General features: G+C 62.9%; 7 protein-coding genes. All 7 read right to left on the reverse strand.

The window, feature by feature from the left end; translation table 11 throughout:
• Position 1: 1 nt before the first annotated feature.
• The 7 genes from V1290_RS10120 to V1290_RS10150 all read right to left on the reverse strand — a co-directional run bounded on the left by V1290_RS10120 (position 2) and on the right by V1290_RS10150 (position 17592).
• Positions 2-9754, reverse strand: coding sequence for an amino acid adenylation domain-containing protein (locus V1290_RS10120; RefSeq protein WP_334364270.1), 9753 nt, complete (start codon positions 9752-9754; stop codon positions 2-4).
• A gap of 54 nt (positions 9755-9808) precedes the next feature.
• On the reverse strand, positions 9809-10777 hold the full coding sequence (locus tag V1290_RS10125) for a TauD/TfdA family dioxygenase (protein ID WP_334364271.1): 969 nt from the start codon (positions 10775-10777) through the stop codon (positions 9809-9811).
• The gene (locus tag V1290_RS10130) at positions 10746-11501 is read right to left on the reverse strand and encodes a thioesterase II family protein (RefSeq protein ID WP_334364272.1); all 756 of its coding nucleotides are present in this window, start codon (positions 11499-11501) and stop codon (positions 10746-10748) included. Before V1290_RS10130 ends, V1290_RS10125 begins: the two co-directional genes overlap by 32 nt.
• 22 nt (positions 11502-11523) lie before the next feature.
• Complete coding sequence (locus V1290_RS10135) at positions 11524-11751, reverse strand: MbtH family protein (RefSeq protein WP_334364273.1); 228 nt, start codon at positions 11749-11751, stop codon at positions 11524-11526.
• 383 nt (positions 11752-12134) lie between these two features.
• Positions 12135-14453, reverse strand: a complete 2319-nt coding sequence (locus tag V1290_RS10140; protein WP_334364274.1) for a TonB-dependent receptor — start codon at positions 14451-14453, stop codon at positions 12135-12137.
• 273 nt (positions 14454-14726) lie between these two features.
• Positions 14727-15872, reverse strand: a complete 1146-nt coding sequence (locus V1290_RS10145) for an amidohydrolase (RefSeq protein WP_334364275.1) — start codon at positions 15870-15872, stop codon at positions 14727-14729.
• A 766-nt stretch (positions 15873-16638) separates the two neighbouring features.
• On the reverse strand, positions 16639-17592 hold the full coding sequence (locus tag V1290_RS10150; protein WP_334364276.1) for an IS110 family transposase: 954 nt from the start codon (positions 17590-17592) through the stop codon (positions 16639-16641).
• Positions 17593-18043: the final 451 nt, after the last annotated feature.

Raw genomic sequence — 18043 nt, forward strand, 5'->3', positions numbered from 1 at the left:
TTCACTGCCCCGCCGCGATCAGATCCTGGAGCTCATCGGCATCGAACTCCTGCTCGATCAGCCTGATCGACACGACGCGCGCGAATGACGCGAGGTCGGGATGAACGAACAGATCTGAAACCGGGATCGACACGCCGATCTCCTGCGACACCCGGCTAAGCACCCGCACCGCCAGCAATGAGTGTCCCCCGAGCTCGAAGAAGTGATCGTTGCGTCCGATCTGCTCTACGCCGAGCAGTTCGGTCCAGATCCTCGCCAGCGCGATCTCGATTTCGTCCTCGGGCGCCTCATAGCCGCGGGGCGGCTGGGGATCCTCGTGCGGCGACGGCAATGCGCGGCGGTCGATCTTGCCATTGGGGGTCAGCGGCAATTGCTCGAGCACCATGATCGCCGATGGCACCATGTAGTCGGGCAGAATGGCCGACAGCGCATCGCGCAAGGCGCGGCCGTCAAGCGTCGGCTCGCCGCTGGCATAGGCGATCAACTGACGGCCGGTCCTGCTCTCGCGCGCCACCACGGCGGCGGCGCGCACGCCGCGCTGCTCGAGCAGGCGCGCCTCGATCTCTCCCAATTCGATTCGGAAGCCGCGGATCTTCACTTGCTGGTCCGCGCGGCCGACATAGTCGATCACGCCGTCCACCCGCCAACGCGCAAGATCGCCGGTCCGGTAGAGGCGCGCGCCGCTACCGCCGAACGGATCCGGGATAAACCGCTCCGCCGTCAGCGCGCCCCGGTTCAGATAGCCTCGCGCCAATCCAATACCGCCGATGAACAGCTCGCCGGTAACGCCAACGGGCACGATGTTGAGATCGGCATCGAGAATGTAGGCGGACCTGATGCCAACGGGCCGTCCGATCGGCGCCGGCAGGCCCGGCGTCATCGCAACGTCGTCGACGAGCCACGCCGTCGGCGCGATCACCGTTTCGGTCGGGCCGTAGGCGTTGACCAGAAGGTCGACATCGGCGGCCTGGCGAAGCGCTTTGATTCCGGTATCCGACCAGGCCTCGCCGCCGACAATGCAGGCCCTGATCGAAAGCCGGCGCCCACTCTGCCGCAACGCTGCGCTCAATTGATCCGCATAGGCCGGCGGCAGAAAGATCGACGTTACCGAGTTTCTCGCAATCTCATCGACGAGGTCGTCGATCAATAGACCTGGCCTGGACGGCAGCACGAGCGAGCCACCTGTCATCAGCGGCACCAGCCAGCGCTCGTGCGCAATGTCGAAATTGATCGAGGCCGACTGGAATTCCCGGTCGCGCGAAGTCATGCGGTACAACCGGCCGATCGCTTCGCAATGCATGGCCAGCGGCCCATGCGTTACCGCCACGCCCTTCGGCGTCCCGGTCGAACCCGACGTGTAGATCACGTAGGCCAGACTATCCGGATGAATCTCGACATTCAGATTGGCTGTATCTTCGCTGACGGGCCGCTGCGGCTCGTCGACGCACCAGGCCTCGACCCCGGTCTCGCGCAGCACCGGCGCGAGAGGTTCGAGCAGCGCGCTTTGCGTCAATACCAGTGTCGCCGCGCTGTCGCGCAGCATGTAGGCGAGCCGCTCGGCCGGATAATCCGGATCGAGCGGAAGATAGGCGCCGCCTGCTTTCAGGACGGCCAGCAGCGCGACCATCATTTCAGGGCTGCGCGTCAAAGCGATGCCGGTCAGGCGATCCGGACCGGCCTCGAAATGGCGAAGCCGCCGCGCAAGCTGGTTGGCCCGGGCATTCAACTCGCCATAGCTCAGGCGCTGGCCGCCCCATACAATCGCAACGGCAGAAGGCGCCCGCGCGGCTTGCGCCTCCATATGCGCAACGACGCCGACATAGGAAGCACCTGTCGCCAAATGGCCAGCACCGCTGCATTGCAGAATTCGCCCGGCCTCATCACCGGCGGATAATCCGAGATTGCCGATCGGCCGCTCCGCATTGGCAGCGATCCGCTCCAGCAATCCATGCAGGATGTCCCGGAGGCGCCGGATGGCAAGCTCGTCAAAGCGAGCGCGGTCATAATTGAACTCGAGATCGAGCCGTTCGCTTCCGGCAAACACGGCAACCGCCAGCGCATAATTTGTCGGCGTCACATGTTGCACCCGTCCCAGGCGCGGGCCGCTCTCCCCCGTTCCGCGCAGCGCCTCATCGATCGGATAGTTTTCGAACACCAGAATGCTGTCGAACAGCGCCTGCCCGGCCTGGCCGGCGAGGCGCTGGATTTCGTAGAGCGGCGTCCAGCCATGCTCGCGCAAGGCCAGGTTCTGCTCCTGCAACTGACGCAGCCACTCGCCAGTTCGCGCTTGCGGGCTCGGCGCGTCGACAATCGGCAACGTATTGATGAAGAGGCCCACCATCTCCTCGGAGCCCGGCAGGTCTGCCGGACGGCCCGACACGGTCACCCCGAAACAGACGGCGGCCTGCCCCGAATGCCGCCGCAACAACTGCGCCCACGCCGCCTGAACGAGCGTATTGAGCGTCACGCGCTCGCGCTTCGCAAATGCCTTCAGCCGTTCGGCCAATTCCGGATTCATCGAAAGCGCAATGCTGGCGTGTCCCTCCTCCGATGTTTTGTTGTTCGTAGCCGGCGCATTCGCCAGCAGGGTCGGCGCTTCGAGCCCTGCCAAAGCGTCGCGCCAGAATTTTTCGGCGCCTGCATGATCGCGGCCCTGCAGCCATGCGATGTAGTCGCGATAGCTGCCCTGCACGGCCGGCAGTGTGCCCCCGCTCACATGCCGAAACACCTCCGCAACCAGCCGCGCCGAGCTCCAGCCGTCGACAAAGATGTGATGATGGGTCCAGATCAGCCAGTGGCGCTTGTCGTCGAGCCGGATCAACCGCACCCGCTGCAACGGCGGCTGAGAGACGTCAAAGCCGCTCTCGCGCTCCCGCCGCGACGCGTCCGCCAGCACGGCATCCAGTTCAGCGCGCCCGCCATTGCGTTCCAGCGCTGCCGTCCGGTTGCGCCAATCCTCTTCGACGAATGGCACCGTCACATGACGGTGCACAACCTGCTGGGCCGCGCCTGACATGTGTTGCCAGACAAAGCCGGTCCGCAAGGCGGCGTGCCGGTCACTCACCGCTTGCCACGCGGCTCGAAGCTTGTCGGCCTCGAAGCCGAACAGCTCGAACCCGACCTGGTTGACATAGGCATCCTTGTCACGATCCCGGACCGCGTGGAACAGCATGCCCTGCTGCATCGGCGAAAGCGGATAAATGTCCTCGATGCTGCGGAGATCGAAAGTCGTCGCCAACCGATCGAGATCGGCCTGGTCGAGCCCGGACAACGCAACGTCCGAAGGCGTGAGACCAGATGCTCCGCTGCAGCAATGCGCCACCAGCTCGCGCAGGGCCGTTTCGTAAAGTTTCGCCAGCCGCTCGACCGTCTCTCGCCGATAGCGCTTACGTCCATATCCGAAGGACAGATGCAGACGTCCCTCGCGCACCAGACCGGTGATGTTCAGCCATCCCCGCAAGGGAGCAGTGGCGCTGCGCGACGCACCCGCGCTCTCAGGCGCGAATCCGAACAGCGAGGAAGCCCCCACGCTGCCGTCGAAGCGGCCGAGATAGTTGAAGACGATCTGCGGCTCCGCCAGTTGCGCCAGCGCCTTGCGCTGGTCCTCGGAGCCGAGATAGCGCAACACGCCGTAGCCAAGCCCACGGTTCGGAAGCGCGCGAAGCTTCTCCTTCACCGTCTTGATCAGGGAGGCATGGTCGTCCGACCCGCCTTGCAGCCGCACCGGGAAGGCCGTCGTGAGCCAGCCGACCGTCCGGGAAACATCCGCGCCGGGGAATATGTCCTCGCGGCCGTGGCCCTCGAGCTCGACCGTCACATCGTTGCGCTGGCTCCAGCGCGATACGGCACGCGCCAGGCTCGCCAGCATCAGATCGTTGACCTGGGTCCGATAGGCCGACGGCGCCTCCTGCAGCAGGCTTGACGTCACTTCGGTATCGAACACCAGCGACACCTCTTCGCCGTCACCGACGCGATCGACGCCGCCATGATCATCGTCGCACGGCAGGCTTGGACCCGCCGCACAATCGAGCCAGAACGGCAGTTCGCCAGCAAGCTCCCTGGTCGTCGCATGGGAATGCAACCGCTCGCCCCAGGACGCATAGGACTCGCTCTTCGGCGGCAGCGTCACGACGGCGCCTCTCTTCAACTGGTCGTACGCCAAGGCCATGTCTTCGAGCAGGACCCGCCAGGATACGCCGTCGACAACTAGATGATGGATCACGATCAGCAGCCGCTGGCTGCCGTCCGCCAAGTCCATCGCTACCGCGCGCAGCAAGGGGCCCGAAGACAGCGACAGGCTTTCCTGCGCGGCCGATGCAAGCGCGGTGACCTGCGTCGCATCTCCGACATCGGTATGGATCCACAGCAATTCCGAGGGCGATGGCGGCGTGCCCTGCGTCGCGCGCCACGCGCCGTCGACCTGCGCGAACTGCAGGCGCAACGCATCGTGATGATCGACGATCGTCGCCAGCGCACGCCGCAACGTCTCCCAGTCCATCCGCGTTTGCGGCTCCAGCAGCACCGCCTGGTTCCAATGGTTCCTGTTGCCGATGTCTTCGCTGAAAAAACGCGCCTGAATGGGCAGCAAATGACGCATGCCGGTTGCCGCATCGGTCGAAACCTTTGCGGCCGAACTCTCCTTGCTTGCCGCAGGTGCCGCCGCGACGGCGGCAACGGTTGCCAACCCCGCCACGGTCTGCTGGCCGAAGACCTGCTTCGGCGTCAGGCGAATGCCGCGCTTGCGCAAGCGTGCGATGATCTGCAGGCTGAGAATGGAATCGCCGCCAAGCTCAAAAAAATTGTCGTTGCGGCCGATGCGTTCGCGACCGAGTACCTCACGCCAAACCGCCGCAATCTGTTCCTCAGTGTCTCCCAGCGGCGCGGAATAGTTCGCGGCCACCACATCTCCCGCCGGCTCGGGCAGCGCCTTGCGGTCGACCTTGCCGTTTGGCGTGAGCGGCAGCCGCTGCAGAACAATGATGTCCGACGGCACCATGTACTCCGGGACGACCGCGGCCAATTGCTGCTTGATCACATCCGGCTTCGGCGTGGCGCCCATCGCGGGCACACAATAAGCAACGAGCTCCTGGCGTTCGGCGCTGTCGCCGATTGCGCGTGCGACAACCACCGCATCGTCGATCCCTTGCAGCGCCTTGATCGCGCGCCCGACTTCGCCAAGCTCGATGCGATAGCCGCGGAGCTTGATCTGATCATCGCCTCGGCCGAGGAATATCAGGCGGCCTGCCCGATCGCAGCGAACGCGATCGCCGGTGCGATACAGCCGCGCTCCGGCAGGCCCAAACGGATCCGGAACAAAGCGTTCGGCGGTCAAGCCAGCCTCGCCACGATAGCCCCGCGCAACGCCGGCGCCGCCAATATAGAGTTCGCCGGCTACGCCGATCGGCACCTCGTTCAGCGCATCATCCAGAACGTGCGCGCGCAGATTGGCAAGCGGCAAGCCAATCGGAACCGAACCCGTCCCGCCTTCAGCTTCACATTCGTGCGTGACCGCGCCAACTGTCGTTTCCGTCGGCCCGTAGTGATTCAGAATTCGGCATTGCGGCCGCAACGGCCGGATCTCGTTCAACAGCGCAGAATCACTGGCTTCCCCACCGAGGATCAGCGCATCGCTCGGCAGGAGATCGGCCGAGCGTGACGCCTTCAGCAGCCCTCGCAGATGGCTGGGCACGATCTTGAGAACGCCGACTTCGCCGTCCCGCATGACTTTCGCGAACGCATCCGCATCGAACACCACTTCGGGCGGCAGCAGATGCAGCGTCGCGCCGGAGGCAAGCGCACCGAACAGGACGGTGTGGCCGAGATCCGCCGCCACGGTCGAGACCATCGCCATGTTCGCCAAGTGCTGCGGCTGCAGGCGTTGCAGCAGGGCCTGCACATAATTGGCCAACGCGCCGTGCGAGACGGCGACGCCCTTCGGCGTCCCGGTCGATCCGGAGGTATAGATGACGTAAGCGGTCTGCGCCGGGTGGATCACATTGTCGGGCGGTACGCTCGATGTATCCCCGCGCGCCGCTTCGGCTTCCGCATCGAGCACGAGGCAATCGAGTGCACGCGCTTCCGCCAGCTTATCGCCGGCAGCCAGCACGATTTCGATGCCTCCGTCCTTCAGGATGCGCCTGATGCGCCCCAGCGGCCATTTCGGATCTAGCGGCACATAGGCGCCGCCTGCTTTCAGCACGCCAAGCAGCGCGGCAACAAAGGCCGGCGAGCGCTCGATCCACAGCGCCACCGGCACCTCGCGCGTCACGCTCTTGCTTGCAAGCATATGAGCGATGCGGTTCGATTTCCGCTCCAGCTCGGCGAACGTCAGCGTCTCGCTGCCGCACCGGATGGCAACCGCGGCCTGGCGATCGGCGGTCGACGCGCGATGAAGATTGACCACATCGGTGAATCCGAACACGGCTGCCTCGCTCGGCACGACCTGCCGGTTCGCATCGTCGATGACGAAGTCCGATATCCGCCGCTCCGCATTTTCCGCGATCTGCCGCAGCAATGAACCGAATTGTGCGGCCAGCCGCGCGATCGTCGGGGAATCGAACAGATCGGTGGCGTAGTTGAATGTCGCCTTCATGCCCCCGGCGCCGTCGACGACATCAAGCGCGAGATCGAAATGTGAACCCGCGAGGTCCATGATGTCGATCTCGGCGGTGAGCCCTGCGATGCCGTCGAACCCGCGCGGCGCCGTCATGTAGTTGAACTTGGCCTGGAACAGCGGATTGTGCCCACTGCTTCGTTCAGGGCGCAGCCCGTCGACCAGCATTTCGAAGGGCAGGTCCTGATGGGACAGCGCCTCGATCACCGCGTCCTTGACCTCTCGGAGCAGGTTCGGGAAGGTTGCTTCATCGGCAATCTCGGCGCGCAGCACCAGCGTGTTGACGAAGCAGCCAATCAGCCGCTCGAGCTGGGCGTGACGACGCCCCGCGACCGGCACGCCGACGCGCAAATCGCTCTGCCCCGTGTAGCGATACAGCAGCGCCTGATATGCACCGAGCAGCAGCATGAAGACGCTCACGCGATATTTTGCGGCGATCTCCCGCAAGCGGGCGGCCAGCGCGCTGTCGATGGCAAGGGCGATCGTATCGCCGGCATGGCTTTGCGTTGCGATACGCGGACGGTCATGGGGCAGCGCCAGCATGGGGTGCGCGTCACTCAGCTTTGCGCGCCAATAGGCGAGCTGCCGATCTCCCTCGCCACAAGCGAGCCAGTTTCGTTGCCAGACTGCGAAATCGGCATATTGCATCATCGGCACCGGCGGCCGGCCTGCGTCCTGCCCGGTGCCGTTGCGGTAGAGTCCCGCCAGCTCTTCGAGCATCACGTCGAGCGACCATCCATCGACGACGATGTGGTGAGCAAGCAGCAGCAATTCGTGCGCATCATCTGCGAACTGAAGCAACAGCGCCCGCAATAGCGGCCCATTGACAAGGTCGAACGGCTTTCCGAGTTCGGACCGTCTGACTTCCGCCGCATGCTCGGCGGCAAGCCCCCGGAGATCCTGGTGCCAGATATCGACGCCGAGGGCGTCGTGAATAACCTGCCTTGCGCGACCGTGTGTTGCGACGAATGTGGTGCGCAGCACCTCGTGACGCTGAACGATGTCCGTGATCGCCTGCGACAAGGCGGTATGGTCGAGCTTTCCCTTGAGCCGGATCGTGCTCGCGACCGTATAGGCCGTACCATTGGGGTCCAGATTCCAGAGAAACCACAGCCGCTCCTGCGCATGGGACAAGGTCACGCGGTCGGCCGGCGCTGCCCGCTGGATCGGAGGAAGCGCCCTCTTCGCGCCCTCGCGCAACAGCGCGTCGATATGATCAGCGAATGCGGCAAGCTTCGGCGCGTCGAAAAAGCTGCGCAATTCCAGCTCGACGCCGAAGCGTTCGCGCAGCGCGGCCGCGATCTGGCCCGCCGCGATCGAGTTTCCGCCCAGCACGAAGAAATCGTCCTCGCGATGCGCTGTCTGCACGCCCAGCGCCTCGCACCAGATCGATGCCAGCGCGCGCTCGGTGTCGGTTACGGGCGCCGTCAGCGTCGCGCCATCACGGCGTCGCCCTCGCTCAAATACCATAAAGCTGTCGAGCGTGTTGTTGGCCCAGCCGGCAGCACAGGCGGAACGCTGCAGTTTTCCGCTCGTCGTCAGCGGCATCGCTTGCGGATTCAACAGCACGATCACGGCCGGATATTCCTGCGCCTGCCGCAGCACCGCCTCGCCGATTCCCTGGGCGAGAGCCTCGGGACGCTCGCGCTTGAGAACGGTACGGCTGAACTCTGCCGCGACACCAATGCTTTCCCGTCCATCGATCTCGACCGCAAACGCGGCAACCCGTCCGCTGCGGACGGTTTCGACCTCGGCCTCGACCGCCTGCTCGACGTCAGTCGGATATACATTCTGGCCACGAACGATCAGCAGGTCCTTGAGCCGGCCCGTCACGATCAGCGTGCCGTCCTTGACGAAACCGTGATCTCCGGTACGCAGCCAGCGCATGCCATCGCGCGCGACGAAGGCTTTTTGCGTGGCCTCGGGATTGTTCCAGTATCCGAGCGCGACGCTCGGGCCGGCGACCCAGATCTCGCCGACTTCGTCGGCCGGTGCCGCAGCCGACCCATCGATGCGCATGATGCGCGTGACGTGGCCCGCGACCGTCCGGCCGCACGCCACGAGATCGGTGCCTTGGTCGGCTGTTGCGACGCGGCCCGCCGCAAGCGCCGCCGTATCGAGGGTATAGCTGACAGTTTGGGTCGAGAGGTCACCTGCCGTCACCAGCAGCGTCGCCTCGGCCAGGCCGTAGCAGGCGGTCAACGCGCATCGATTGAACCCCGCCCGCTCGAACCTCTCCCCGAACCTGCGCAGCGTGGTCTGGCGCACAAATTCCGAGCCTGAGAATGCGAACTTCCAGCGGCTAAGGTCGAGCCGGTCGATCGTTTCGTCGGAAATGCGATCGGCACACAGCGCGAAGGCAAAGTCGGGTCCACCACTGATCGTGCCGCCGTGACGATCGATGGCCTCAAGCCAGCGTCGCGGCCGCTCGAGAAAATTGCGCGGCGACATCAGGACGGCGGTAAAGCCGGTAAACAGCGGATTCAGCAGCCCGCCGATCAATCCCATGTCGTGATAGAGCGGCAGCCAGCTTACGAAGACGTCGTCGAGCGCCCCTCGGGCCACGGCCTCGATGGCCTTCTCGTTGGCCGTCAGGTTGGCGTGCGAGACGCAAACGCCTTTCGGCTGCGAGGTCGATCCGGACGTATACTGCAGGAAGGCGACCGCATCTGCCTCCGGCCTCGTCTCGCGCCACTCCGCAGCAAGCGCCGCCGGTATCGCATCTACCGCAACGATCTCTATGTTCGCCCGCTCGGGAAGTGCCGCCTCCACCGCACCAACCAGCGCGGCTTCCGTCAGGATGAAGCGAGGCGTCGCATCGCGCAGAATGCCGTTGAGACGCCCCGCATAGCGTTCGGCGCCGCCCTCCGGCGGATAGGCTGGGACGGCGATCACGCAGGAATACAGGCACGCATAGAACGCCACGGCATAGTCGAGGCCGCTGGGCAGCAGGATAACCGCGCGCTCGCCCGCGCCGCCCAACTGCTGCAGGTAGGCTGCGACGGATCGAATCCGGGCGTCGAGACCGGCAAACGTCAGCTCTTCGGCGACGCTGTCTCCCTCCAGGAAGCGCAACGCGATCCGATCGGAGCGTAACGCGGCGTGGCACCGTAGTCGTTCGACGAGGTTGTCTTTGTACATCTTCTCGAATCCAGTCCGCGCGCGACGACGATTCTCGCCGCCCGAAAATGCCGATCAGCCCTGCCGATGCGCTTCCGCCATCGCGACGATCACCTTGCGCGGCCCCTTGAACGGCGCGCGCGCATGCGCGGTGAGCATGTTGTCAAGCATCACCACATCGCCGGCCTGCCAGGGAAAGCTGATCTTGTGCGTTTCGAGAACGTTGCGGACGGTGGCGAGCGTCTCGTCATCGATCGGCGAACCGTCGCCGTAGAAGACGTTACGCGGCAGTTCAGTCTCGTCGCCGACCACGTCGAGCAGACTCTCGCGAACTTCCGGCTCGAGATTGGAGACGTGAAACAAATGGGCCTGATTGAACCAGACCCACTCTCCCGTCGCCGGATGCCGCGCCGTCCCCTGACAGATCTGGCGCGTGCGAAGCTCGCCGTCGTCCTTCCATTCGCATTCGATATCGTGCCCGGCGCAGTAGGCCTCGACCTCCGCCCTGGACTCCGTGCCGAACACCTGCTGCCAGTCGACGTCGAGCCCGTTGCCGTAGTTCCGCACATACATCACGCCCTTCTCGGCGAAACGCTCCCGAATGGCCGGCGGCATATCGCGATAGATGGCGCGGCTGTCGGCGATCGGCGTTTCGCCGCCCTCCTGCGCCGGCTGCATGCAATAGAACCAGATCTTCATCGGCCAATCGCGCGTATAGGCCTGCTCGTTGTGCAGCGGGATATGCTGGTGCGGCGGGTACTCCGTGGAGGTGTAGACGCCGGAGGTAACCTGCGAGCGCGGCGTCGATCCAAACTCGTAGGTGAGCAGCGGATGACCGAAATCGGCCGCGAACGCCCGGAAGGCATCAGGGCCGTCGAGAGAGAAATCGCGAAACACGATGCCGCCGCAATCGGTCAAATGCCGGTCGATGGTGTCGCGCAGCATGGGAAGCGCCGCGCCGAGCGGCTGCCCGATCTTATCGGCCTTCAGCAACAGCGGAAGGCTTTTGCCTTCAATGAGTGGCTGGACGGAGAATACGCTCATGATCCTCGCTCCGATGCGAACCGATCGATCGCCCCGACCGTCGGGCCAGGGCCGATCCGATCAGGCCGAGCAGTTCGGTTTGCTGCGTGTGAATGAAGAAGTGATGGCCCGGCAGCGTGTGAAGCGTGAATTCCGCCGAGGTCTCCTGTTGCCAAGCTTGTAGCGATTCGCGGCTGGTCTCGTCGTCGGCCCCGCCGAAGACGTGCACGGGACACGACAACGGACGCCGCCGCCGATAGACATAGGCGCCGCACATCAAAAAATCGGCGCGAAGCACCGGCAATGCCGATCGCATCAGCTCCGCATTCGACAACGCCTCGTCCGGCGTGCCCTGCAGATCGCGGAGCTCCTTCAGCAACGCCTCGTCGCTCAATGGCAGGCGCCATTTGCTGCCGTCTCGAACGGCCGGCGCCTCGGCGCCGGAGGCAAAGAGAATAGCCGGCGCGGGCGCGCCGCGATCACGCAGGAAATGCGCGAGTTCGAACGCAATCAGCGCGCCGAGGCTATGTCCAAACAGCGCATAGGGCGCATCGAGCTGCGCGTGAAGTTCTGCAGCGAGCTGCGATGCAAGCGCGTGCGGGTCGGTCGCCAGCGGCTCGTCCATGCGCGCGCCGCGCCCGGGCCACTCCACCGGGTAGACATCGATCCATGACGGCAAAAGCCTGCGCCACCGCGCATAGAACATGGCGCTGCCGCCGGAGTAAGGCAGACAAAGAAGCCGCATCGGAAGACAAGGCTCCGTTGGCTTAAGCTGACTTCTGCGGGACCGTCTCGTCCATGAATTTGCGCAACGTCAGCGGGCGCATGTCGGTCCACACCTGCTCGATGTGTTCAAGGCATTCCTTCTTGCTGCCCGTCTTTCCCACTGCTTTCCAGCCGTTCGGAATTTCCTTGAACGTCGGCCAGATGGAGTATTGCTCTTCGTGATTGATGACGACGGTGAAGGTGACGTCGTCTCTGTCGAACACCATCATGGTTCGGTCCCTTCTTCAGAAAACAAAAGCAATGGCGTGTTGACTAGGTCAGAAGCAAATCATGGTCAAAGCAATATCGACGGCGAAGTTTTTAATAGCTCCAAGTTGGCGATAGCGTGACACGATGCAACCTCCGCGCTTGCGCGGCCGAGCTCATGACCAAGTGACTGATGGGCAATGCGATGCGCAGTTTCTTGCAATTCTAACTCGCCAGGCGGGAACCTTTTCGATTTTCGAAATCGCACATCCAGCGTGCGACGATTTTCATCGCATTGTCATCAATTTCGATGAGTCAGTTCTGCGACACCACCAGATCAAAGAAATGCCGCCGCGGATGAGATCCGCGGCGGCACGAATTGCAGGTGATTGGATTGACGCGGCGTTCAGAAGTTGAACGTCGTCGACAAGAGATAGGTGCGCGGGGCAGCAAGCGTGATAACGCCGCTGTAGGCCGAGGCCCAATAGGCTTCGTTGAAGACGTTCTCGATGTTAGCGCGGACCACGATCGGCTTGCCGTTCCAGGGCGATGTGAAGGTATACCGCGCTCCAATGTCGACCCGCGTCCACTCCGGCAGCGAGAGCGTGTTGGTAATATTGACATATTGCGAACTGGTATAAATGACCCTAGCCGAGAGCGTCAGGTCACGCATGAACGGCGTATCCCACTCCGCTCCGATATTGGCGGTGATTGCCGGAACGCCTACCGCCGTCCTGCCGTCAGTGGCACCATTGGGCGTCTTGATCTGTTTGCCATCTATCAACGCGACACCGCCGAGCAACCGAATCGCAGGCGTGACTTCGCCGAACACATTGAGTTCGACGCCCCGATTGCGCTGCCTTCCGTTAAGCTGCTGGGACGGAGGGATCCCCGTCGCCACCGTGATGATGCTCGGCTGTTCGATATCAAACACGCTCATAGTCGTCGTCAGACGGCCCGCATCGATCTTCACGCCCGCTTCAGCCTGCTGGGTCTGCCCCGGCGGGAATACAGTCCCGGGATTGGAAAACCCCGGACCCACGACATGCGGCGTCTGGAGTCCTTCGATATAATTTGCGTATAGCGAAATGTTCTCGACCGGCTTGACGACAAGGGCGTAAGCCGGGGTCCACACGGTTTCATCTTGAAAAGGATGGCTTAAACTGGGCGCAAGGATATTCGTCACCTCGCTTCCGGCCGTCTGACGACGAACACCGACCGTCAACTGAATGCGGTTATTCAGCATCGACATGGTATCGGAAAAGCCGATGCTTTGGAGATTTACGTTGGTATTTTGTCTTAGAGTCGGGACATTCAAGTTCGGACGGGGGACATTCGTCGGCGGGGTGTAGAGATTCCAGGCAATTAGCCCTGCTGAACTCAGGACACTCTGATCATAGGTCCGGTCATTGATCGAATAGTTCATGTTCAGAGCATGATTTATCGGGCCGGTGTCGATCGACGCGCGCACGCCCGTTTCTCCCGCAAAGGTCTCGAACGTCTCATGCCCAAGTCCCGGACGCCCTACCAAAGAGCCGTTGGCGTTGATAATGCTGGGAGAGGGATAAGTATAGTCGATCTTGCTGTCATGATAGCCAAACGACGCATACGCGGTCATCCAGTCAGTCACGTCCACTTCACCTTTTACGGTGGTGAAGAAGTCCTTCGGCTTATAGTAGGCCCACGGCACCTGGAAGTTCGTCCCGGCCTTCGGCGGCGCAGGAATGGATGTGAGGCCCGGGCCAATTCCAAAGAAGCGTAGCGGAGGAGTCAAATTGTCGGCTTGATAACCGACATCGACTGCCATGCGCGCGTTCTCGCCCCGGTAGTCGAGGCCGAGGACGACGTTGCCGAATTCGTCGGTCTGACGGTCCCACGGTGTATTGCCGTTCGAATAGGTGCTGTTCACCCGAACGCCCCACTCCTTGTGCTCGCCATAGCGCCGGCTGACGTCGATATTGCCGCCAAACTGCGATTTGGAAACGTAGGTGCTCGTCAACCGTGTAATGTCAATGTCGAGAGCGTGTTTGGTAATGAGATTGATGCTGCCGCCGACCGCACCGCCGCTCGCAACACCGGTACCGCCAGTGGTCATGCCGTTAAGCACGGCGCTCGGGCCTTTCAGAACCTCAACCCGCTCGATGAAATTTGCCCCGATGGAGTAGTATGGCGCGATTCCGTACAGGCCGTTCAGCCCGAAATCGCCGCTGTCATAGTAGAAGCCGCGGACGAACAGACTGTCCGCGCCGCCGCCTGCTGCCTGGATGACCCGCACGGACGGATCATTCGCCAGGACGTCACGGATGGTTCGAGCCTGTTGATTCGCGATCAACTCCGCCGTGTAGCTGGTCTGGTTGAACGGCGTATCCATCACGCTGCGGTTGCCGAGAAGTCCGAGGCTCCCGCCCGTCGCCACCTGTCCGCCGGCATATGCAGGCGGCACTGTGCCAACTGTGCCCCTTGAAGGCACCACATACGGCACCGGCTCCACCCGACGCGGCGCCGGCGCAGCGACGCGCCGCTGCACACGCGACGTCGACGTTTGCGTTCTCCGTGCTGCTGCAGGCCGCGCGCGTTGCTGGCTCGGAGCATCGACGGTGACGGGCGGCAAATTCTGCGCGAAGGCGCTCGAGCCGCCGGCAAAATCCAGAGAGAGCGCAAGATAGCTCACCGCTCCCAGCGAAACAGCGCGCACAACATTTCTGGCAGCGACTTGATACGTCATACTTCCACCCCAAAAGCCCACAAGCAGGTTCCGGCTCGTTCTAACTTCTGAGGTGCAAACGGCGAGTAGAAGCCATCTAAGGTAACGAAGCGTGCACATAACGGATTGCGTTAGTGGCGATGAGGCAACACCTCACGCTTTTCGATTCGTTCTAAACCGTATGAAGTTTTTAAGCGTTCTAATTTGTGAGGTGAACGCGAAGTCGAATGCAGCGGTCGGCCGAGTCGTGATGCTTTGTTGTGCAGCGATATCAGGAAATTGATTCGCGCCACATCAACCCAACAGATTGCGCAACGCGCGAATGAAGCCCCGCGAGCCGACTCCGATCAGCTCGTCCGGAAAATCATAGTCCGGCGCGTGCAGGCCGGCATGATCAACACCTGCGCCCAGGAAAAACATCGCAGACTTCGCTTTTCGGTTGAACAGACCGAAATCCTCGGAGCCGCGCAGCGGTAGCCCCCGCGCGGAGTGCGTGATGCCTTCGGCATCGAGCGCGTTCTTCAGATGAAAGACGGCTTCCGGCGCGTTCATGCAGTGAGCGAATACGTCGCGATAGGCGATCTCCACTTTCAGCCGCTCGTCTTCAACGCGTCGAACCAGATTCTCAGCCTGCAAGCGGATGCTTTCCATCTTTGCATCCGTCAGCGTTCTGAGCGTCAACCAAAGCTCGGCATGACCCGGCGAGATGCCAAACGCCGGCTCGCCCAGCCGGGCGTGGGTGATCGTGACCATCGAGAATTCGCTAGCGAGCTCGCCGCCCTGTCCAAGCGCAGGGATTTCGTTCAGCAGCCGGACCATGGCTCGTTGCGGCGAAACGCCGAGCTCCCGATTCGACGCGTGCGCCGTTCGGCCGAACAATGCGATCTGCATGCCGCGCGAGGCGCAATTGACCAGGCCATCTGCGATGGCGACTTCGCCCAGCGGAAGGCCCGGCAGGTTGTGCAAGGAAAACACGAAATCCGGCTGGATCTGCTGAAATTTGTTGTCGGCAAGCACGGAAGCCGCGCCCGACCCGTCCTCTTCAGCGGGTTGGAACAGCAACACGGCCCGTCCGCAGCGCGGACGCGTTCGGCAGAGATCGCGCGCCACGGCCGCGAGGATCGTCATATGACCGTCATGGCCGCAGAGATGCGCTTTTCCCGGCACCTCGGACCGATGCGGAATCGCGGACGTCTCTTGAATCGGCAGTCCATCCAGTTCGGCCCGAAGCATGATCGTCGGGCCCGGCGTACTCCCGTCATAGATCCCGGCCACGCCATGCCCGCCTAATTCCGAAATGATCTTGTCGGCCCCGGCCGCCCTGAGAAACGCCTGTACGGTTCGCGCCGTCTCCTTCTCCTGCCCCGACAATTCCGGCCTGCGATGCAATTCGCGGCGCCAGGCCACCAATTCGGCGAGGTCCTGTTCGCGCAAGAACATGAGCTATCCCAGGTTCGTGACCATCGAGACCATCTGGCGGACGTTGAAAAATTCATCGATCGTACGCAATCTGATTCAACCTCTCCTTCGAGATGTTCCAAACGACCTCGATCCGCCTGCGCGCGAGCTCGAGCAGCCTCGATCCGGCGCCGTCCGAAATGATCGAAGAGGCAACGGTCATCCGCTGTTCGGCGCAGTCATTGAACCCGCTCCATCGCGCCGGAAAGGCGGTTGCGCCAAATCTAATTTCTTGAGCAGATTCAAATTGATTTGGGTCGTCCAGTTCGCGCGGCAAAAATAATTTGCTTCCACCTCACCCCAAATCAGTGGCTATTTCCCGCCGTCCCGTCTCGACAAGAGGGGCGTATCGCGATCGTCACGAACGCGAGGCGGGATGTGGTGGACGCAGGCAGCGTCGGCGCACAAGGTGGCCGCAGGGTGAGTTGAACCTCATGAGCGACCAACGGTGCGCAAGATGAACGGCGCTGAGGCGTACGGCAAAACCGTGTGGTCCTGACACCCGTGGCTGGTGCCAAGCTGCCGGTGGCGAATTCGATCCAACCGGATCGAGGAGCCATCAAGCCGGCGGCGATGGAGGCAAAAGGAATTCGTCTCCGGGAAGCAACTGTGTTTTCGTAGACCTGTGATCGGCCGGGCTCAAGGCTGGCGCTGCACGCCACCGCCGCTGGCGGCTGACGGCCTTGACCCCGCCCGCTCCCAGATCTTCAGGCTGGGCATGCGCTCGGCAGAGGCCGAGCGGGGTCGCTCACTTGGTAGCGGGTAGCGTCCATTTCTGGCGCCGCGCGATCATGGTGTTAAGGATGCAGATGAGCTTGCGCATGCAGGCGGTAAGCGCAACCTTCGGCTCCTTCCCTTTGGCGATCAGGCGATCATAGAAGGCCTTGAGCACGGGGTTGTGCCGTGTCGCAGCCCCGAGACAGGCCATGTAGAAGAGGTTGCGGACCTTGCGGCGCCCGCCCTTGATGTGGCGGTCGCCCCGCCGTTGGCCGCTGTCGTCATCGTCGGGAGCGACGCCGCCCAACAGCGCGGCAGCGACCTCGTTGCTCACCTGGCCGAGTTCCGGCATCGCTGCGATCAGGCCGGCGGACGTGGTCTTGCCAAGCCCCGGCACGCTCTCGATGATCTCGGCGAGCTCGGTAAAATGCGCCTTGACCATGGCTGCGATCGCAACCTCGAGCTTGGCAACTTCGCTGGCGATCTTCTTCAAGAGCCGCGCCTGCATTTTCTGCACGACGTCCGGCGTCGCATGCTCACTTCTGTTGTGCAGGCTGGTCTGCAGGTCGAGCAGACCCTGACGCGCATTCACGATCTGCATGAGCTTCTCGCGTGCCGCATCGCTGGCCTGGCCCGGCGCCTCGACAAAGGTCTCGGCGAACCAGGCGATCATCTGCGCATCGATCGGATCGTTCTTGGCGAGCCGCCCGGCCGATCGGGCGAAGCTGCGCACCCGCTTCGGGTCGACGACTCGGACCTCGAGGCCGGCCTCGCGCAGCGCCTTGGCCCAGTCCCGCTCGTAGCCGCCGGAAGCCTCCATGGTTGCCTTGCCGACCTTCTGCTTGCGAAGCCAGCGGATCAGCGCGCACCGTCCCTCTGCGGTGCTCGGGAACGTGTGCCGTTGCGACAACGCGCGAATGCATGCATCCACCTTGTCCTTGGCGACGTCGATCCCAGCGACAACCAGACCGTTTTGTGCCATCATCCATTCCCTTCCTTGCTCGGTCCGGGCTCGAAGCCCATGCAACTGTTCGGGTTGAGGAAGACACCGGATCAGTCCCTCGCTCCCCGACAGGCTCTCAGGGCCTTTGAGCGCGAACGGGCTCAGATCCAGCAACGGGCGGTTGGTCAGAACCGCCCGTTCGCACATTCTGGCAGATTTTTGCAGACACAAGAGCTCGGCATAAGCCGTCAAACCACTGCGCAGGGAATGCCGGAATGCTCTGGCTGTACCTGTATGCTCGTGTGCGCATCTCTTTGCGCTTATTGCACACGAGACCGCAGGTGCGAGCCGGCACCCGGCATTCCCTGCACCTTCGCTTTTCGAGGGTGAGACTGGCAAGCCCCGGACGCCATGCGCCGCGGGAACGCAGATACGTGATCGGATTTCAATGTCCCGTCGCAAGCCATTTTGCATGATTTTGCATGATTTTTCA

Source organism: Bradyrhizobium sp. AZCC 1578 (assembly GCF_036924675.1).
Lineage (GTDB): Bacteria > Pseudomonadota > Alphaproteobacteria > Rhizobiales > Xanthobacteraceae > Bradyrhizobium.

Excerpts from the sequence above, each read along its gene's own strand:
- V1290_RS10120 (WP_334364270.1), bottom strand. The coding sequence starts at position 9,754 with ATGTACAAAGACAACCTCGTCGAACGACTACGGTGCCACGCCGCGTTA.
- V1290_RS10125 (WP_334364271.1), bottom strand. The coding sequence starts at position 10,777 with ATGAGCGTATTCTCCGTCCAGCCACTCATTGAAGGCAAAAGCCTTCCG.
- V1290_RS10130 (WP_334364272.1), bottom strand. The coding sequence starts at position 11,501 with ATGCGGCTTCTTTGTCTGCCTTACTCCGGCGGCAGCGCCATGTTCTAT.
- V1290_RS10135 (WP_334364273.1), bottom strand. The coding sequence starts at position 11,751 with ATGATGGTGTTCGACAGAGACGACGTCACCTTCACCGTCGTCATCAAT.
- V1290_RS10140 (WP_334364274.1), bottom strand. The coding sequence starts at position 14,453 with ATGACGTATCAAGTCGCTGCCAGAAATGTTGTGCGCGCTGTTTCGCTG.
- V1290_RS10145 (WP_334364275.1), bottom strand. The coding sequence starts at position 15,872 with ATGTTCTTGCGCGAACAGGACCTCGCCGAATTGGTGGCCTGGCGCCGC.
- V1290_RS10150 (WP_334364276.1), bottom strand. The coding sequence starts at position 17,592 with ATGATGGCACAAAACGGTCTGGTTGTCGCTGGGATCGACGTCGCCAAG.